This window comes from Streptomyces geranii, from assembly GCF_002954775.1.
Classification (GTDB): domain Bacteria; phylum Actinomycetota; class Actinomycetes; order Streptomycetales; family Streptomycetaceae; genus Streptomyces; species Streptomyces geranii.
This window is the reverse complement of record NZ_PJME01000053.1, coordinates 34,304-51,360: the sequence shown is the minus strand read 5'-3', so window position 1 is coordinate 51,360 and position 17,057 is coordinate 34,304. Positions and strand designations below refer to the sequence as shown.

Sequence of the window (17,057 nt, the reverse complement as noted above, 5' to 3'; positions counted from 1 at the left end):
GTCCGTTTTTACGCTCGGTAATAACAGGCCCTGTGGGGCGCCCGCGCCCTTCGGGAAGACGGACCAGGTCGGGCAGCGAGAAGGAAGAGGGAACTACGCGGCGGGGGCCGGCAGGTCGAGGGCGACCGGTGGGGTCTGTTCGAGGACCGCGCGCCGCAGCTGCTCCAGCTTGGGCGGGAGCTTGTCCAGGCCGTACCGCGCGCGCCCGGCCGCGTAGCTGTCCGTCATGCCCTTGTCCTCCAGGGGCACGCCGGCGGGCCGCAGGGTGGCCTGCCCGTCCGCGTCCAGGACGCCGTCGTGGTTGGGGTGCAGGCTGACCCACAGCTTGCTGGTCCCGTGGGTGCGGTCGACGTAGTCCTTGCGCAGCGGCAGCCACCGGCCGAGCGCCGCGGCGCCGATCGGCGACAGCTCGAACCAGTCGCCGTCCGGCTCGCCGCCGCGCTGCGGACGCCGGTCGACGTACACCGCCCCGGGCTGCAGGTGGGACAGGCGCATGGCGACCAGCTCCCCCGACCGGGGCGCCGCGTCCAGGACGAGGGCGACCACCGCGGTGAGCCGGGTGTGGCCCGGTGACATGTAGCCGCCGAGGTCCTGGTCGAGTTGGCGGCGCAGGGCCGCGAGGTCCCCGAAGTCCGGGGTGGGCCGGGGCGGTACCCGGCCGCCGGCACCGAACCGGGGCGCGGGCAGGCCGTACGCCTTACACAGCAGGTCGAGGCACTGGGCACGAGCTTCGTTGGTCGCCTCCGAGGTGGGCGGGAAGCCGCCCTTCACCCGGCGGGCACGCAGCTGACCGGAGCGGGCGAGCCGGACGTACGGCGTCAGCGCCTCCCGTTCGAGGAGCCGCCGCAGACTGCGCCGGGCGCCGACCGGCAGCGCGCCCCGGGCCAGGGCCTGCTCCAGCTCCCTGCGGACCATGCCGAGCTGGCGGCGCCGCGCCTCACCGACCCGCAGGTCGGCGAGGAGGACGTCGAGAGCGTCGATCGAGGGAAACGTCTCCGGCACGCGCCCGATTGTGGCGCACCGTCGCAGGCCCCGCCCGCAGATGGGCGGGGTTTCTGGACTTTCTGGACCCCCCTACGCGCGGGCGCGCGTATGACGAGGCGATCCGGGTTTTGGGACTTTTGAGACCGCCCTACGCACGGGCGCGCGCGAGGGCCGCGAGGCCGGGCTCATAACAGGGAGCTGATCCGGTCGATAGCGACCGTGACGAGCCCCGCTCCGGCAGCGGACGCCGCGCCGAGCGCCGCGCGCCAGAGCAGCACCTTGGTCCGGCGTCGGCGCCGGCCGGAAGCCCCGGCGGGCTGGGGCTTGGTCATCGGCGGGGTCTGGGGTGCAGGCATGGGCGATCTCCTTCGTATGGCGGGGGTGAAGAGAGGGAAGGGCAAGGAAGCGGGCAGCAAGACGGCCCCGGTCGCCGGGTGTGGCGAACGGGGCCGTACAGGTCCTGGAGGAGTTCGGTGGTGCTCTCAGACTCCAGGTGATGCCGTTGGTGCTGGTTGTGCTGCGCCCCGGGGACATCGTGTGGACCGTGGTCCGTCAACCCGCGGGCGGTTGTGTCATTCGGTTGTGGGCATTGAGAGTGCCGGTCGGCCGCTTCTGTGTCAAATCGGCTACAGGGCGGTTGAGTTGGGCATTACGCCGGGCCTTCGGCGAGGGCGCCGGCGACGTCCGCGCCGACGCTGTAGCCGGGGCTGTCGTCGAGCAGTTCCTTGCGCCGGTTGTACCGCTGGGTGGTGCGGGAGTCCTTGTGGTCGGCCCAGCGCTGGATCTTGTCGGGGCGCGCGTCCGGCTTCGCCAGGGCGTGGGTGATGGCGTCGCCCTTGGTGCCGTGCGGACCGCGCGCGGGCAGCCCGGCCCGCTTGGCCAGGGCCTGCAGCAGCCGCCACACCGCCGGTTCGTCGAGCTGGCCGCCGGTCGCCGTCTCGAACAACCACCCCTCCGTACGGCCGCCGAGGTAGTCCTGCAGCGCGTCCCAGGCCACCGGCGGGATCGGCTTCTTCTTCCGCCCGCCACCCTTCATCTTCTCCAGCAGCAGCACACGGTGCCCCTTGTCATACCCGAGGTCCTCGACCCGGGCGTTGAGCAGCGAGTCGATGCGCAGGCAGCAGGTGTACAGGAGCAGCAGCAGCGCATACGCGCGCTTGCGGTACGCAGCCACCCGGTGGTGGTCGCGCGCGGTGACCACGAGGGTCACCCACTCTTCCTCGGTGTAGCCCACGGTCGGCGAGTAGTCCGGATCGAGGTACGGCCGCGCGACCGCGTCGAACGGGTTCTTCAGCGGGTCGTCGCTGACCACGTCCAGGTAGCTGAAGAACGAGCTGGCCGCCGACAGCGCGTTCGCGCGCGACGCGTCGCTGTACGGCTTCCCGGCCCGCACCATCTCGCCGCGCCGGCCGCCCTTGACCCGTACCCACGTGGGGGTCGTCTCCAGGTACAGCCGGAAGGTGTCGGCGAGCGGGAACTTCACCGTCATCGGGTGCGTGCCGTACTCCCGGGCAAACTCCTCGAAGATGCGGAAGCCCCGGGCGTACGACTTCTGTGTGTTCACCGACCGCTGGTGTGCGATCCAGGAGGCCGCGAGGGTCGGCAGCACGTCATCCTCGCCGTACAGCCCGACGAGGAAGTCGTACAGCTTGCGTGCATGCTCCGGCCACAGGTCACGCGGGTCACGGCGCAGCGTGGCGAGCGTCGTCCGGGGCGAACGCTCAACGGCCCCCGCCGTCACGGCTGGACAGGAGTGGGCACGCCGCCCAGCTCGTGGATGTTCAGCTCGAACTCGTCCAGGTAGTCGGGGTGGTCCCGCCACTCGTACGCCATGGTGCTCAGGCTGTCCCAGCGCGCGTCCGCTGTGGCCTCCCGGTGCTCGGCGTCGAGTTCCACGGTGAGCAGGTCGCGGCCGATGACGTAGTTCGACTCGACGGCCCTCGACAGTGCGGTCAGCGCCGTGACGAGGTCGCTGTTGCCCTGCTCCCGCGCGTGGGCAAGCAGCGGGTCGATGCGGTTGCGCAGGAACGCGTTGACGCGGTCGAAGTGATCGGCTGTCAGCGGCACGGTGTCTCCCCGGAATTCGAACCCCCGAGCGGGATTCAGTGAGCGACAGGATAACTGTAATTATCCTGTGCCTTCATTCCGGCCACCCGGACGGGTGAATCTGGGCTATCTGTCAGGTTGGGGCTGACGTTCCTATCTGTCAGGTCTAACCTGACTGCATGGATGAAGCAAACGAACCGACCGAACGCGAGCGGCCCCCGGCCCTCGCCCCCGCCGACGAAGCGATGCTCGCCCGCGCGCAGACCCTGCGTGAGATCACCGACGCGGCCCTGCTCGCCGTCGGCCAGCCCTACCCGGGCGACGACCACGGCAGCTTGCTCCGCGACGCCCTGTTCGTGCAGGGCCTCGCCGAGCGGCTGATCGACCAGGCCGTCGTTGCCGAACGCGAGCGCGGGGCCAGCTGGACCGACATCGGCTCCGCCGTCGGCAGCTCCCGCCAGTCCGCCCACGAGCGGTGGAACACCAGGGTCGGCGCGTGGGTCCTGCTGGGCCGCCAGCGCAACGGCATCGGCCACGGCCCGGCCGACCCTGCGGACCACGTCCGCAACCTGGACGAGTGGTACGCCGAACTGACACCCGACGAACCGCACGCGATCAGCACACAACTGTCCTCCCTGCACGACGAGGCCGCCCGCACCGAGGCCAACTCCCGCCGCGCCGAGGCCAAGCAGCTGCACGCTCGGGCCGAGGAGCTGCGGAAGGAGATCGACGCCGCCTCCAACGACGCAATGGGGGCCACCGGCACCGCCCGCGAGGAGAAGCGCGCCGTGTGGGCCGCCAAGCACTTCGCCCGCGCCGAGGTCTACGACCGGCTCGCCGACCTCGAAGAGCCCCTCGCCGCCGAGCACCGACGCCGCGCCGCCACCCAGCGCGGCATCGCCCAGGACATCCTCCGGGGCCGCTCCGCGGAAAGCCTCCCGGCCGAGGGCGGAACCCGCGAGCGGGTGTACGCCGCGTACCTCGATCTCACCGACCAGGAACGCAGCGGCTCCAAGCGCGCTGTGGCCGCCCTGCTCGCCGAGCGCCTCGACAGCCCTGGCGCCGACAGCATCCGCAAGCACCTCGACCACGCCATCGAGGCGTACCGCGCGAAGCAGCGGGCGGCATTCGTCCTCGACATCGCCGCCTGCTCGGATCCGGACATCGCCCTGTCGACCGCGACCTCCCTGCTTCAGGACTACGCGCCGAACACCGAGTTCTGGCAGAGCCTGAGCCACAGGCTCCTGTCCCGCTACCTGATGGCCGCCGCCCTGGACGGCGCCGACGTAGGCACGCTCTACACCTGGGTCTGTCGTCCCGACGAGCGCCGCCCGGTGGAGTTGCTGCGTTCCGGTCCTGTGCCGGAGTGGGCCGACGAGTGCGAGGAGATCCTGTCGTCCCACCGCAAGACCAGCAGCAACGTGCTGCTCGTGCTGCAGGCCGTTCTGCGGACGCGCGTCCCCGACGTTCAGGAGGGCGGCGAGCAGTGACAACGGACCTCGACGCGATACACAGGTACGACCAGCTCACGGCACGGGTGTACGGCGAGCGCCGTCTTCCCACCTGCACCCGGGACCTGATCCTCGCGCTGGGGTGGGTGACCCTGCGGGACCCGAAGCGCCACCACCCCGACGTGCCGGTCTGGGACCGGACCCGTGAGGTCCTCAACCTCGACAACCGGCAGATGTGGGAGACGATCGCCGAGGACGTCCCCCGCTACGAGCACGACTGGCACGCTGGCCCGTCCGGCTGCCAGGCCCCGATGGTCCGGGTGGACCGGCTGTGCGGCAGGAGCACGACCATCGGCTTCGCCGAGTTCGACCCGGCAACCGGCTGGATGCGCGACTGGGGGTTCTGTTCCCGGCCGCGCTGCCGCGAGTACGCGCGTCCCATCCTCGAACGCGCCGAGCACAGCAAGGACCGCGCTCCGGAACCGATCCCCAACGCCGGCGGGCGACTGCCCCTGTTCTTCGCCTGGAACTGGGAATCGCGCTACCGCAAGGCGATGCGGGTCATCCGGCACCGCACGGAATGGGAGCCCCCGTCGTACGGCCTGTCCGCCGACGAATGGCCGGCCGTCCCCGGCCAGGACAAGCCCCAGGCGTTCCCGAAGCTGCGCCTGGTCGCGGTCAGCGGCGAGTTCGTCGGCCGCGACGCCCCGGTACTGGCAGGCAGCCGCCACACCTGAACCCTCCCCCGGAAGCGATACAGCAGGGCCCCAGGCAGCCAGTCCGCCCGGGGCCCTGCCGCTTGCCCGGAGGGCCGAGCACGAGCAAAAACGTCCGTTCTTGCTCACACGATCCGGACATTCAGGGGCGCGTTCCAGCCGGGCACTGTAAAGCGGCTTGCCATGTAAAACCGTTTTACAGGACCGTAGTTGGGTGAGAACGACACGAGACGAAGCGATGGCCGCACTGCGGGACTGGTCGAGGCCCGGCCGCCGGGGCGACCTGGTCGCCGCCGCGTGGCAGGCGGGCGAGACGAACGTCTCCGCGCTCGCCGAGGCAGGGCGCATAACCCGGCCGACCGTCTACGCCGATCTGCGATCCCGGGGCATCGACCCCGACCACCGACCGAAGGGCACAAGCGTGATCACGAACCTCTCCCCGCTCGACATCGAAGGCTTCACCGGCGTCGGCGAACTGCTCGACGCCCAGTTCGACGCCGCACTGCGACGCTGGGCGGCCGAACACCCCACCGCCACCCAGGAGCAGGGCAAGGCCGAGGGCATGCGCCTGGTGGGCGTGATGGACATGACCTACCGCTACGCCGACGTCCGCGACCTGCTGGCCCACGAGCAGGTCGCCCGCGCCGAACGCGACCGCCTGCTGCACCAGGTCGAGCTGCGCTGGGAGGCGCTGAGCACCGCCGCCGCGTGGCTGGCCGCCCACCACGCCTACACGGTCGCGGTCGACGAGGCGCGCATCGCCATCGACATGTGGCGCGAGCGGGCCGAGGCCGCCCTGAAGCGTCCGTTCTTCTGCTCCTCGCCGAGGGACGAAGCCGCCTACCGGCAGATCCAGGAGGCCGGTCACCCCGCTCTGGAACAGGCGTTGGCCGACCTCGACCGGACGCCGGCACAGACCGCCGAGCAACTGCTCGCCAACCTCGACCAGGCCCACGAGCGCCGCCAGAAGGTGGCCGCCGCGACCCTGCGCCACGCCCAGCCCACCCAGTGACCACCCCCGCCGACCCGAAGAAGGAGAACGCCTTGTCACCCACCCTCCAGACCCAGCAGACCGCCCGCGCCCGCCTGCTCGCCGAGATGGAGCGCCTGTTCGCCGACGACGCCGGTCTGGGGGTCCTGGTGCCGTACAACGGCCGCCCGGACCTCAGCGAGGAGGCCAAGCAGGTACAGATGGCTTGGGTACAGGCGCTGATCGCCGCGCACGGCCCCGACCGGGCCGCCTCCGTGTACACCACGTACGCCGACCGCCGCCAGAGCACCGTCACCGCGACCGTCGGATCGTGGGACAACCTGGTGCTCACCGGCAGGCCCATCCCCGAGTGGGACCGGGACATCCACGGCTTCCTGTGCTTCTGCTGCGCCGACAAGCTCGCCACCGTCATCGCGGACGACGACTCGCATCTGTGCAACCGCTGCGCCCGCGAGCACACCGTCGTGGAGACCACCCGGCCCCTGTGGCGCGCGTACGGGCACAGCCAGTTCGTGTTCCCCGGCCTGATGGGCGAGGAGCGGACGAAGAGCGAGACCGTGCTGCTCGTGCAGTACCAGGACGACGGGGAGACCCGCCGGTACGTCACCGGGGAGGCGGGTCTGCTCACCCAGGAGACCGGCACCCTGCCCGGCTTCAGCGTGATCTCCACCCGGACCCACGGCGACAGCCGCGACACGATCAGCCTCACGATCGAGGCCCGCGCCGAGCGCCGGCGCCGCAGCACCGAGATCCTCGCCACCTTCACCTACGACCCGGAGGCCGAGCGCTTCGACGGCCACCCCTACGGCTTCCGCTTCGTGGCCGCCCGGGTCACCGCCCGGTCCCGGAAGCTGGGGCAGCTGGAGCTGGCCGACCCGACCGTCACCGAGCACACCGACCTCTACCGGCTGCTCGACACCCTGATCACCCACCTGTACGGGGGCCAGCAGTGACGACGGCGACCCGGCTGACGTCCGCCCTCACCCCGGAGGCGGTGCGCACCTACCCGCGCATCGACCAGGCCGGAGCCGAGCGGCTGGTCGAGCACTGGCACACGGCGTACCCGGCCATGCGCACGATCCTGGACACCGTGATCACGGCGCAGCGCCGGGCGGAGCGCCCGACCGTCGACATCCCCCGACTGGAGCGCGTACGGCGCGAGCTGGGCCAGGTCGACCGCGGCACCCACCGCGTGTGCACCCGCAGCGAGCCGTTCTTCTCCCCGACGACCGCCGGGTGGCTGGTGCGCGACGTCATCGACATCACGCACGTCGGACACCCGCAGGCCGCCGCCATCTACCGACTCGCCGCCGAGCTGGCCGACCTCTCTGTCGAGGACCAGCCGCCCGGCGCCGAGCGCACCGACGAGGAGGGACTGTGAACACCGAACCCGAGAACGCCATGGCGTACGACGCCGGACCCCGCGATGCCGAGGGCTGGAAGCTCCACGCCGACGGCACCCGCGTACACCGCTACACCTGCACGATCCACGACGGCGAAGGCTGTGACGGGCACTGTGGCCCCACCCCGGCCGACCCGGTCGAGGAGACGGTGGACGGGGACGAGGACGCCGACTGGATCGTTAACCAGGTCGGGCCGCGGAAGGTAGGGGGCCGCTACTACAACGGGTACTGGGGCCAGGAGTACGAGGTCCTCAAGATCGACGACAACCCCGACAGCTGGGGACCGTGGGAGATCACCGTGCGCTGGGACGACGGCCGCGAGACCACGCACTGCACCGGGTGGGACCCGAAGCGGGACCGTGTCATCGCTCAGCCACCGCAGCCGGACGTCACGATCGTGTCCATCGGCCGCCTGCACAACGGTGTGGAGGGCGAGTACGCCGACGTCCTGCAGCGCGCCACCATCGCGCTCGACCTGAGCCGGAACTTCCGCGACCCGCACGTGCGTGCTGACCTGCGCCAGCTCACCGCCCACGACCAGGTCGTCCGCGACACGGTCATGGACACCCCGGGCGTGCGCGAGGTCCTCGCAGCGACCGCCCTGCAGGTGCTGGGCTACCTCGCCGGGCCGACGGCCGCGCCGCTCACCGTGGTGACGCAGTGCGCCGGCGGACGCCACCGCGCAGCTACAACGGCCATGGCCCTGCGCGCCGTGGTCGCCGGGGACGTCGAGCAGGCCGCCGCGTACGGACTGGCCGACGCCGCCGCGCAGTTCGCCGGCCGCGACCTGGTCGTCGAGCTGGTCCACCGCGACCTGGACAAGGACGTCGTCGCCCGCTGACCAGCACGCGCGCAAGAGGGCGCCCGCAGCCATAGCAGCTGGCTGCGGGCGCCCTTTGCTGACTCTAGCCCGGCCGCTCGACAGCGTGGAGATGCCGGGGCACAGGTTCATCGGCGTCGAGGTCTGCGAGCGGCCCCGCTCTACTGTCCGCGATCCCAGGGGATCGGGTACGACACCGTCGAGCTGGGGCGCGGCGCTGGTTTCGCGTCCTGCCCGGGGAAGGTAATCGGGTAGACGGCCGTCGACTTCGGCTTCGGTAACTCTCCCGAGCCGCTCCCGCTGCTCGTGGCCGCCGTCCCGCCGCCGAACCCGAGGACCAGCAGGCCGAACAGCGCGAACTTCGCCATCTCGCTCCGGGCGCCCGGAGCCCACCGCGAGTACCCCCGCACCTTCGTTCCGTCGGCCCGAACGTAGTCGTTTACCCAGGGCATGCCCGCTGCTCCCCTCAGCCAGCGCGCCGGGTCCGGCGCAGCTGACCATGAAAGCAGCGGGCACTGACACTAGGTCAGGGCGTGATCACCAATGGTGACTTGAAGTGGACTGGTCAGCCCTTCACCCAGCCCCAGATCATCACGCCGCCGACGAACAGAGCCGCGATCTTCAGCGTGCGCCGGAGGCCGAACAGCCTGATCAGCACGGGATCCCCCACAGTGTCGATGATGATGAAGCGCTCATTCTCCCGGCCCCCGCCGTACGTCGGACAGGAATGGCCGGATCTTTCACCGATTCCGTCCGGCGACCGCCCGGCGTCAGTGGTGACGCGCACCCGCACCTCGACGAACGCGTGAGCGGATACCGCCTCCAGGCCGAGCCCGGCCGCGCATCCGCCAGGAGCCTGCTGCGGGACCGGAAGCCAGCGGAACGGCCGCCCGTACGATGATCGCCATGACCGCCCGCCGCACTCTGGGCAGTGGCCCCCAGGCACCCGCGCTGAACATCCGCGCCGCCGAGGCCGACCTGCTCGCCTCCCTGCCCGCCGTGCAGCTCCCCGACCTCGACGAGATGCGGGCCCGCGGAGCCCTGGGAGCCCGCCCCGCGCCGCTTCCAGGCCAGCGCCGCACCCTGGGCACCGGCGCCCGTCCTTGACCCGGATTCCGGGCGGGCCGCGCCGCCGGCGCTGCCACCATGGGGGTATGAGCACCGTGTCCGGACGTACCTACCGCAGGACCAGGCCGAGGGGCTTCGCCGACTGGTCACCGAAGCCGGACACCCTGCTGCTGGTCGACCAGGTCCGCGCCGTCCTCGACGAGTACCGCGAGCACCTGCCGATGACCGCCCGCCAGGTCTTCTACCGGCTGGTCGGCGCCTTCCAGTACCCCAAGGAGGAGAACGCGTACGACCGGCTGCAGGAGACCCTGAACCGGGCCCGGCGCGCGCGGATGATCCCGATGGGCTCGATCCGCGACGACCGCGCCGCGTCGGCCGGCTACACCGGCGGCTACGACAGTCCGGCGGATTTCTGGGAGTCCGTCCGCGCGTCCGCGCAGTACTACGCCCGGCCGCTGGCCGAGGGGCAGACACGCGCGGTCGAGGTATGGATCGAGGCCCAGGGCATGCTGCCAATGGTCTCCGAGGTCACCCAGCAGTACGGCGTGATCGTCTACTGCAGCGGAGGCTTCGAGTCGGTGGCCGCCAAACACGACGCCGCCGCCCGCATCGCCTACCGCGAGGTGCCCAGCACCGTACTCAGTGTCGGCGACTACGACCCCAGTGGCCTCAGCATCCTCGACGCCGCCGCCGAGGACGTCGCCGCGTTCGTCGCGGCGATGGGCGGCAGCCCGCCGACCGTGAAGCGGCTCGCCGTCACCCAGGAGCAGATCACCGAGTACGGGCTGGAGACCGTGCCGCAGAAGAGGACCGACCGCCGCGGCGAACACATGCACGACACCGTCCAGGCCGAGGCGCTCAGCCCCACCCAGCTGACCGATCTGGTCCGGGCCGGGGTCGAGGCAGCTGTCGACCTGCGGGCGCTGGCCCGGGTGCGAGAGCGCTCCGAGCGCGAACGGCAGCAGTTGGTGCGGAAGGCCGAGCGGCTGCGCTGACCGTACGGGCTGGCGTACAGACCCGTGGCCGGGGCGCGTGGGTGCTGGGGGCCTTCGCCGGCCCCCAGACCCCCGCTGCCCCGGCACTCGCCGACGCGGGACGCATCGTCGTGGTGCGGACCGTGCGCGTCGTCGAGCACCGGGGTTGTGGTCAAGGTGTCCGCCCGGTGGGGGGTCCGGAAGTCCGGTGCGTCCCCGGTGCCTGACAGCGCGCCGAGCCGACCGCTACCGTGGACCCAGGCGAGAGGAGACCAAAGTGAGCGGCAGCGACTGGAGCATCGACACCATCGTGCATGCCCTGCCCGTGCCGGAGATGCGCCAGCAGGCCCTCCGGGACATACACCTCGCCCCCGTGGCCGAGCTGCAGGCCGTGGTCGACCGGTGGCGTGCCGTCGCTGCGGAATGGACCCTGACCACCGCTCCGCGCATCGAGGAGGCCCGCGCCCACGTCGAGGCCACCGGGGAGCTGCCCGCGCAGTACGAGGAGACCCCGGCGTCCGTGGCCGGGTTCGACGACTGGCGCCAGCAGATGGAATCTCTCCGACAGGGGCGCGGCGCCGCGTGAACTGGCAGCTCATCCGTTCTCAGCACACCCTCGACATGATCCTGGCCCTGCCCATTGAGGGGCAGCTGGCCCTGCTCGACCTGATCGAGGCGCTGGAGAGTGACCCGTACGCGGTGACCGAGCCGTATGGCGTTGACGACAAGATCACCAGGCAGGCGCTGTTCGGTAGAGGTGCCGGGCTGGCCGTGCTGTTCGTCAACGCGATCACTCAGCGGATCACGGTTCTGTCGCTGACCTGGACGGGCTGACCCTCCCGCCCGTCAGCGGATCACTGACACCTGCAGACAGTCCTCCGGGGCCGGGGCGAACCGGCGCTGCGACGCCCCGCACCTCTGGCAGGCACCCCACCGGTCCTTCTCCTGCTGGGGCGCCCCGCACACCTGGCACGCGTCCTTCACTGGCACTTGTCTGCCCCTTCTTCGGTGTCTCGTACGGCAGTTGGCACACTTCCAGGCCCTGAAACGGATCTCAAGGTGCGCCGTGCCGTCCAGGGCCGGGCAGCCGTTGATCACGACGTGAGCCCAGCCGACTCCGACCGCCCGCGCCTCGCCGCGCTCCCGCCCGCCTGCCACCTGTGCGGCGAACCCGCCGACCAGGGCCCGGCCGTCATCCTGCGCCCCGCATCCGGCACGACACGGCCCGTCGGGCTGTGCGAGCCGTGCCGCTCCGGCCGGCCCGCCCGCGACGAGCCAGAGGTCGGCCCCGCTGACATCGCCTGGTACGTCCTCACCCGCGACGTGAGCGCCCTGCAGCACCGCTACGACAGCGAGCTGTGGCACCCGTCCATGGCCGAGCTGGAGTTCGCCGAGACCCTCGCGCGCCTCCATTGGACGGAGGAGTCGATCCGGTCGGCGGAGCGCGCAGCGCCACCCGGGACGGGTCCCCTCGCCCTGCTGGTCGACAACGCGGCGTTCGTGCTGCGGTACGCCGACGCCCGCGACACCGCCCTGCTGCCGCTGCGCCGCCTGGTCGACGTCCTCGCCGACGACGCCGAACGCCAGCTGCCCCCGGCCACCGCACCCGAGCCCTTCCGTGAGATCCACGTCCAGACCACTGACCTGCACGAAGGTCCGTTCGTGGAACCTATGAGACCGTTCCACGCGCACGCGTACGGGACCGTTGCCGTGCCCCCGGACGTCTACGCCGGCAGCGGGCGCCACCGGAGACCGAAGGATCAGGGTTCCGGCAGTGCTTCGCCGGCAGACGAGCCGGAGCCGCCTGCTCGGCACCGGAGGCCACGCGCGGATGATCCCGTGCCGGAGGGAGTGACCTCCCTGTGGGAGTGGCGCTTCCGGCCCCCGGCACCGCACCCGGGACCAGGCGCCTGAACCGGGAGCCGCGCCCTGCTCACCGTCGGCCGCCCCCGGCCGAGGGGACCCGCTGCTGCCCGACCTGCGGAAGGGTAGCTTTCGTACCAACTTGCTGGCCGGTCCGGTCGATCCCGATCACTGAGCCTGCCGCCCACCTGGTCCCCGCTACGCTCCGGGCCATGTCGATCCCGAACCAACACCCGACGCCCGAGCCCGCACCGAGCGCAGCAGACTTCTCGGCAGCGCTCACCGCGCTCGGCTCGTACGCCCAGCCGCCCACCGCCGACGAGCTGCAGCAGCAGGCCCAGGCCGTGGGCGGCGAACACGTACTGGCCGCCATCCTCGCCAACGCGCTGTACGGCGCCTCGATCGGCGCGGGGATGCTCGCCGAGGGCCACATGCTCGCCCAGGGCGCGGGCGGCAAGGAACTGGGGCTGGCCCGCCAGCAGGTGATCAAGGCGTCCGGTGCCGACGGCCCCGGAGTGATGGGGGCGCTGCACTGGCAGACCGGACAGGTCTCCCAGCTCCTCAAGGAGATGGACAGGGAGGGCTGCGGTCCGGTGATCGCGGCAGCCGCCCGTACGTCGAGCGCGCTGCTCGCGCTGCTCGCCTGTTCGGCCGTGTTCTCCACCGAGGACGAGCGAGCCCAAGAGATCCCTGCCGAGCTGGAACGCGCCCGCCAGGACCTCGCTGAGGCCCTCGCCGAGATCGACGCGCTGCCCGCCACCGCCGCGGCGATGTTCCTCGGTGCCGTCCCCGGCATGTGAAATCGGGACGTATCGACGGGTTATTGCGCAGCTTGCGCAGGTCCACGCGCGCGTACACGTAGAGGAGCCCCGGCGGCTGCATCGACCCGCAGCCGCCGGAGCTCCGACGTCGTTCAGTCCCGAAGGCGGTAGCCGAGGAGCGCGAGACCAGCCGCCGCCGCACGGTGCTGGTAGGCGCGCAGCCCAGGGGCTCCGGGGGGCGCGGGTTGGCGGGCGTTGCGGTGCCAGTGGCCGGTGAGCGCGGCGAGGAACGCCGTGGTGGTCTCCGGGTCGCTGGCCGTCGCGGGGTGGTCTTGGAGCAGGCGGGCGATGTCCGCGGGCGTGTGTCCGGCGAGGACGAGCTGCGGGGCGAGAGAGCCCGCGTCGATGCAGGCCGGGCCGGTGGTGGCGTGGGCCCAGTCGACGAAGGTGACGCCGAGTGCACCGTCGCGGACCATGTTGTCGGCCCGCAGGTCACCGTGGACGATCCGGTCGCCGTGGGCGAGGCCGGGCCACGTTGCTTCGAGTTCGGCGAGCTGCTCCAGGCGGTCGTGGGCAGCGGGGTCGAGGTCGGCCGGCGGGTCGGAGGCGAGTTCGTCCCAGCCGTGCAGGGTGGCCGCCGTGGACGGCGTGGTGCTGACCGCCGCGGCGTACGCCGCCGGGGCCGGGCTGGAGGTGAGCTTGTCCAGCAGGGCCCAGGTCTGCCCGGCGTCGCCGGAGACCGGGGACAGGTCCGGGTGGGGGCCGTCGAGGTGGGCGATGACGACGGCCGTCCAGCCGCCCGCACGGTGGATGCCCAGCAGCTCCGGGGCCGGGGCACCGGGCGGCAGCGCGCCGAGGACGTTGCCCTCATGGAGGTTGGCGGTGGTCAGCGGGTCGTCGTCCGGCGCCGCCTTGACGAAGACCCGTCGGCCGTCGGCCAGGGTGAGCGCGGCGGCGAGCTGGTGGCCGAAGCCGCCAGCGGGGGTGACCGCGTCGGTGACGGGCGAGCCGAGGACGTGGTCGAGGCGGGCGCGCAACAGCGCGGGGACGTCGGTGAATCGCAGACGGCCGCTGGTGGGCGGTACAGACATTGGGGGCAGCTCTCAGAGGTCCGGGAAACGGTGGCGAGGGTGATGGGGTGCGCGCCGAGCCGGACCGCGAGTCGGGCTGAGGAACGAGGTCCTCAGTACTCCAGCTCGACGCCGGGTGCTCGTCGCCGCATCACGCGCATTCGCCTGTGTCCTCTGAATCAGAAGTGCAAAGGGGCGCCCGCAGGGACGCCCCTCCACTGTAGTGGTCCGGTCGGGTCACGTGCTGCCGATTAGGGACAGGTGGTGCATCAGGGACGCCCCGATGCTGGTGGGGGTGTGCAGGAGGTGATCGGCTCCGGCCGCGCGCAGGGCGCCGGGAGGGTGCCAGCCCCAGACCGCGCCCAGGGCGACGACGCCGGCGGCACGGGCCGCGGTCATGTCGGAGGGGCTGTCCCCGACGAACACCGCGCGTTCCGGCGGTACGCCCAGCCGGTCCAGGGCCAGGTGCAGCCCGTCGGGAGCCGGTTTCGGCGCAGCGTCCTGCCGGGTGACGACGACCTCCAGCAGCTCGGCCACCGCCGGGGGCAGCAGCCACCGCAGCCGTTCGGGGTCCTGCAGCGTGACGGCGCCGGTGGCCGTGCCCTGTGCGCGCAGGGCCTGCAGGCCCGAGAGCGTTCCGGGGAACGGCTGAACTGGGGTGGCCGCCATCGCGCCGTCCCACCAGCGGTCACACGCGTCGTCGGGGTCGACGACGTCCAGGAGCGCCAAGACCTCGATGCGGGGGCGGTGCAGGGCGTTGAGCGGAAGGTCATCCGGCATCACCCGGCGCCCGAGAGCGCAGGTGGCGACCGCCGCGAGGGTGGAGCGGACCGCGGTCGCGCTGTCGAGCAGCACGCCGTCCAGGTCGAGCAGTGCCGCCTGCCGCGCCGTCACCGCGCACCGTCCGGGTCGCGGACCAGCGCGCGCAGGACCAGGTGGTGACCGGCGAGCAGGGCGGTGGCGCCCGCGTCCCGGTCCAGGACGCACACGGCCGTGCCGACCCGGGCGCCCCCGATCCGCAGCAGGCGGACGCTGCGCAGGAGACTGGCGCCGCTGCGGGCGGTGTCGTCCAGCAGGACCGTCCGCCGGCCGTCCAGGTCGGTGCCCTCGATCTGCTGCCACGTGCCGTGGCCCTTGGGCGCGGGGCGCAGGAACGCGGCGGGCAGACCGGTGTGCAGGGACACCGCCGTGACCAGCGGCACCCCGGCCAGCGCCGGACCGGCCAGGGCTTCGGTGCCGGCGGGCAGCAAGTCCGCCAGCGCGGCAGCGGTCTCCGTCAGCAGCCCCGGGTCACCGGCCAGCCGGTAGGGGTCGAAGTAGCTGTCGAGGGTGCCGCCGTCGGGAAGCAGGTACGGGCCCGGCCGGTAGGCGACGGTCGCGATCCGCTCCGCGAAGTCGGTGGTGGGCGCGGTCACCGCTCGCACCGCCCGGCGTCGAGAGCCTTGAGATCCTCTTCGAGGGCTTCGACGTCGGGGAGTTCCCGCAGGAAGTCCAGCGGCCGGGTGGGCAGCTCGAACAGCCACTTCTCGGCCCGCAGGAACGCGCTCAGACGGCACGCGGCGGGCCCGAGCAGCCGTACCGGCAGCGGCCGGATCGTGGTCGAGTAGTACAGGGCAGCGGTGAGTTCGTGCAGCGTGCCGACCCCGCCGCCCATCGCGACGACCAGGTCCGCGTCGTCGAGGTAGGCGTGCAACCGGGCCCCCACGGTCGGGGCGTACACCGTGGTGGTGACGTACGGGTTGAACGCTCCCCAGTCGGGTCGGTTGGCCAGCGTGATCGCGGTGACCGGCACACCGTGGCGGGCGGCGCCGCGCGCGGCGGCCTCCATCAGCCCGTTGTAGCCGCCGTGCCGCAGGGCGTACCCGGCGCGGGCCAGCAGGGCGCCCGCCTCTTCCGCCAACGGCTCTTCCCCGTCCGGCGGGACGACGCCGGCGAACAGGGCGACAGTCAGGCCGGTGGCGTGGTCGGTGGGGTTCATGCCAGTCCTTCCTCGTGCTGCTGGTAGGCGCGGTACGCGGTGATCTCGTCGGCCAGCGAGGCGACGGCGTGCGGGGCGATCCGCTGCGCGAGGCGCACGATGCGCTCCAGCACCTCATCCGCCTGCGCCACCGTGGGCACCGGCGGGCCGGTCAGCGCCTCCGTCAACTCGACCAGGCACTCCCGGCCGGTGGCGGTACGGCCGACCTCGTCGGGCAGGTGGTACCAGCCGTGATGCCGGGAGTACGGAACCAGGGCGGTACGGATCACCTCCCGCAAGGTGACGTGCAGGTCGTGCAGGAGGCCGTAGGCGATGTACTGCTGACCCCTGGCCAGGCGCTTGCGGAGCATCGCGTGCAGCACCATCGCCTGCACCAGCAGCGCGCCGCAGTCCGCCGGGGCCTGCGCCGCGAGGGCCAGGTCCTGAGCCGTCCGCGCCCGGGTGTCCGCGTCGGCGAGGTCGTCGGCGCCAGGGCCCTGCCACAGCAGGCGGGGGCCGATCCGGAGGCGCAGCGCCTCGACCGCGCTGGTCGGGCACAGGTACAGGTCGAGCTGGAGCAGGTGGCCGTCGTACGGCAGCAGGTAGACGAACCCGGCGCCGCCGAGGTCGCCGACGATGGTGTCCCGCCAGCCGGGCAGCAGGGCGCCGAAGGTGGTGGCCATCAGCGCGTCCAGGCTGCCCATGAGGGCGGGGAGCGTCTCGTCACGGGCCGCCACGACGAGGTCGACATCGGAGAGCCGGTCCGCGGTGCCCGTGGCGAGCGACCCGCGCACCAGCAGGTGCGTCACCGCCGTAGTCGCCGACAGGGTGCGGGCCAGGTCGCCCAGGACGGCGAGCTGCGCCGGCCGGTGGGCGTGCGCCAGTTCCTCGATCGCGGGCAGTTCGCCCGGCTCGGATACCAGGGTGGACATGGGTGTCCTGCCTTTCGGGTG

23 protein-coding genes are annotated in these 17,057 nt (G+C 72.2%); 12 read left to right on the top strand and 11 right to left on the bottom strand.

Annotation, left to right across the window (positions count from 1 at the left end):
* Positions 1-93 precede the first annotated feature (93 nt).
* The 4 genes from CW359_RS37615 to CW359_RS37605 form a co-directional block, all read right to left on the bottom strand.
* Positions 94-1,002: a hypothetical protein gene (locus CW359_RS37615; protein WP_105974712.1), complete on the bottom strand. Its 909-nt coding sequence runs from the start codon at positions 1,000-1,002 to the stop codon at positions 94-96.
* 167 nt (positions 1,003-1,169) lie between these two features.
* A complete protein-coding gene (locus CW359_RS45585; protein ID WP_157968714.1) occupies positions 1,170-1,340 on the bottom strand; it encodes a hypothetical protein in 171 nt (56 codons plus the stop codon).
* A gap of 293 nt (positions 1,341-1,633) precedes the next feature.
* A complete protein-coding gene (locus CW359_RS37610) occupies positions 1,634-2,725 on the bottom strand; it encodes a tyrosine-type recombinase/integrase (protein ID WP_105974711.1) in 1,092 nt (363 codons plus the stop codon).
* Positions 2,722-3,051 (bottom strand): hypothetical protein, encoded by a 330-nt coding sequence (locus CW359_RS37605; protein WP_105974710.1) that lies wholly within the window; start codon positions 3,049-3,051, stop codon positions 2,722-2,724. The genes CW359_RS37610 and CW359_RS37605 overlap by 4 nt, the downstream gene beginning before the upstream one ends.
* A 158-nt stretch (positions 3,052-3,209) precedes the next feature.
* Here CW359_RS37605 and CW359_RS37600 point away from each other — a divergent pair, with 158 nt between their 5' ends.
* From CW359_RS37600 to CW359_RS46920, 6 genes are all read left to right on the top strand, one after another.
* Positions 3,210-4,520, top strand: a complete 1,311-nt coding sequence (locus CW359_RS37600; RefSeq protein WP_105974709.1) for a hypothetical protein — start codon at positions 3,210-3,212, stop codon at positions 4,518-4,520.
* Positions 4,517-5,218, top strand: a complete 702-nt coding sequence (locus tag CW359_RS37595; protein WP_105974708.1) for a hypothetical protein — start codon at positions 4,517-4,519, stop codon at positions 5,216-5,218. Before CW359_RS37600 ends, CW359_RS37595 begins: the two co-directional genes overlap by 4 nt.
* 193 nt (positions 5,219-5,411) lie before the next feature.
* A complete protein-coding gene (locus CW359_RS37590; protein WP_232838777.1) occupies positions 5,412-6,209 on the top strand; it encodes a hypothetical protein in 798 nt (265 codons plus the stop codon).
* A gap of 32 nt (positions 6,210-6,241) precedes the next feature.
* Complete coding sequence (locus CW359_RS37585) at positions 6,242-7,141, top strand: hypothetical protein (protein ID WP_232838776.1); 900 nt, start codon at positions 6,242-6,244, stop codon at positions 7,139-7,141.
* Positions 7,138-7,569, top strand: coding sequence for a hypothetical protein (locus CW359_RS37580; protein ID WP_105974706.1), 432 nt, complete (start codon positions 7,138-7,140; stop codon positions 7,567-7,569). The genes CW359_RS37585 and CW359_RS37580 overlap by 4 nt, the downstream gene beginning before the upstream one ends.
* On the top strand, positions 7,566-8,432 hold the full coding sequence (locus tag CW359_RS46920) for a RapZ C-terminal domain-containing protein (protein ID WP_232838775.1): 867 nt from the start codon (positions 7,566-7,568) through the stop codon (positions 8,430-8,432). Before CW359_RS37580 ends, CW359_RS46920 begins: the two co-directional genes overlap by 4 nt.
* Before the next feature lie 140 nt (positions 8,433-8,572).
* Here CW359_RS46920 and CW359_RS37565 read toward each other — a convergent pair whose 3' ends face one another.
* Complete coding sequence (locus CW359_RS37565) at positions 8,573-8,863, bottom strand: hypothetical protein (RefSeq protein ID WP_105974705.1); 291 nt, start codon at positions 8,861-8,863, stop codon at positions 8,573-8,575.
* A 113-nt stretch (positions 8,864-8,976) separates the two neighbouring features.
* Positions 8,977-9,198, bottom strand: coding sequence for a hypothetical protein (locus CW359_RS37560; protein ID WP_157968713.1), 222 nt, complete (start codon positions 9,196-9,198; stop codon positions 8,977-8,979).
* Between the two features lie 119 nt (positions 9,199-9,317).
* Here CW359_RS37560 and CW359_RS37555 point away from each other — a divergent pair, with 119 nt between their 5' ends.
* From CW359_RS37555 to CW359_RS37530, 6 genes are all read left to right on the top strand, one after another.
* A complete protein-coding gene (locus CW359_RS37555; RefSeq protein ID WP_157968712.1) occupies positions 9,318-9,518 on the top strand; it encodes a hypothetical protein in 201 nt (66 codons plus the stop codon).
* Between the two features lie 47 nt (positions 9,519-9,565).
* A complete protein-coding gene (locus tag CW359_RS37550; RefSeq protein ID WP_105974702.1) occupies positions 9,566-10,474 on the top strand; it encodes a hypothetical protein in 909 nt (302 codons plus the stop codon).
* 256 nt (positions 10,475-10,730) lie between these two features.
* Positions 10,731-11,039, top strand: a complete 309-nt coding sequence (locus tag CW359_RS37545) for a hypothetical protein (protein WP_105974701.1) — start codon at positions 10,731-10,733, stop codon at positions 11,037-11,039.
* On the top strand, positions 11,036-11,287 hold the full coding sequence (locus CW359_RS37540; protein ID WP_105974700.1) for a hypothetical protein: 252 nt from the start codon (positions 11,036-11,038) through the stop codon (positions 11,285-11,287). The genes CW359_RS37545 and CW359_RS37540 overlap by 4 nt, the downstream gene beginning before the upstream one ends.
* A 267-nt stretch (positions 11,288-11,554) precedes the next feature.
* Positions 11,555-12,367: a hypothetical protein gene (locus CW359_RS37535; protein ID WP_157968711.1), complete on the top strand. Its 813-nt coding sequence runs from the start codon at positions 11,555-11,557 to the stop codon at positions 12,365-12,367.
* A 161-nt stretch (positions 12,368-12,528) separates the two neighbouring features.
* Entirely contained in the window at positions 12,529-13,116 is a 588-nt protein-coding gene (locus tag CW359_RS37530; RefSeq protein WP_105974698.1) for a DUF6245 family protein, read from the top strand.
* A 113-nt stretch (positions 13,117-13,229) separates the two neighbouring features.
* Here CW359_RS37530 and CW359_RS37525 read toward each other — a convergent pair whose 3' ends face one another.
* From CW359_RS37525 to CW359_RS37505, 5 genes are all read right to left on the bottom strand, one after another.
* The gene (locus CW359_RS37525; protein WP_105974697.1) at positions 13,230-14,168 is read right to left on the bottom strand and encodes a phosphotransferase; all 939 of its coding nucleotides are present in this window, start codon (positions 14,166-14,168) and stop codon (positions 13,230-13,232) included.
* A gap of 216 nt (positions 14,169-14,384) precedes the next feature.
* Positions 14,385-15,041 carry an HAD family hydrolase gene (locus CW359_RS37520; RefSeq protein WP_105974696.1) on the bottom strand — a complete coding sequence of 219 codons (657 nt, stop codon included), beginning with the start codon at positions 15,039-15,041 and terminating at the stop codon, positions 14,385-14,387.
* A complete protein-coding gene (locus CW359_RS37515) occupies positions 15,038-15,562 on the bottom strand; it encodes an orotate phosphoribosyltransferase (RefSeq protein WP_105974695.1) in 525 nt (174 codons plus the stop codon). Before CW359_RS37515 ends, CW359_RS37520 begins: the two co-directional genes overlap by 4 nt.
* Positions 15,559-16,125: an SLOG cluster 4 domain-containing protein gene (locus CW359_RS37510; RefSeq protein WP_105974694.1), complete on the bottom strand. Its 567-nt coding sequence runs from the start codon at positions 16,123-16,125 to the stop codon at positions 15,559-15,561. The genes CW359_RS37515 and CW359_RS37510 overlap by 4 nt, the downstream gene beginning before the upstream one ends.
* Positions 16,122-17,036: a hypothetical protein gene (locus tag CW359_RS37505; RefSeq protein WP_105974693.1), complete on the bottom strand. Its 915-nt coding sequence runs from the start codon at positions 17,034-17,036 to the stop codon at positions 16,122-16,124. Before CW359_RS37505 ends, CW359_RS37510 begins: the two co-directional genes overlap by 4 nt.
* Between the last annotated feature and the right edge of the window lie 21 nt (positions 17,037-17,057).

What these genes read in the sequence shown, in the direction of transcription:
- CW359_RS45585 (WP_157968714.1), bottom strand. Translation starts at nt 1,340, where the DNA reads ATGCCTGCACCCCAGACCCCGCCGATGACCAAGCCCCAGCCCGCCGGG.
- CW359_RS37600 (WP_105974709.1), top strand. Translation starts at nt 3,210, where the DNA reads ATGGATGAAGCAAACGAACCGACCGAACGCGAGCGGCCCCCGGCCCTC.
- CW359_RS37565 (WP_105974705.1), bottom strand. Translation starts at nt 8,863, where the DNA reads ATGCCCTGGGTAAACGACTACGTTCGGGCCGACGGAACGAAGGTGCGG.
- CW359_RS37555 (WP_157968712.1), top strand. Translation starts at nt 9,318, where the DNA reads ATGACCGCCCGCCGCACTCTGGGCAGTGGCCCCCAGGCACCCGCGCTG.
- CW359_RS37550 (WP_105974702.1), top strand. Translation starts at nt 9,566, where the DNA reads ATGAGCACCGTGTCCGGACGTACCTACCGCAGGACCAGGCCGAGGGGC.
- CW359_RS37530 (WP_105974698.1), top strand. Translation starts at nt 12,529, where the DNA reads ATGTCGATCCCGAACCAACACCCGACGCCCGAGCCCGCACCGAGCGCA.
- CW359_RS37525 (WP_105974697.1), bottom strand. Translation starts at nt 14,168, where the DNA reads ATGTCTGTACCGCCCACCAGCGGCCGTCTGCGATTCACCGACGTCCCC.
- CW359_RS37510 (WP_105974694.1), bottom strand. Translation starts at nt 16,125, where the DNA reads ATGAACCCCACCGACCACGCCACCGGCCTGACTGTCGCCCTGTTCGCC.
- CW359_RS37505 (WP_105974693.1), bottom strand. Translation starts at nt 17,036, where the DNA reads ATGTCCACCCTGGTATCCGAGCCGGGCGAACTGCCCGCGATCGAGGAA.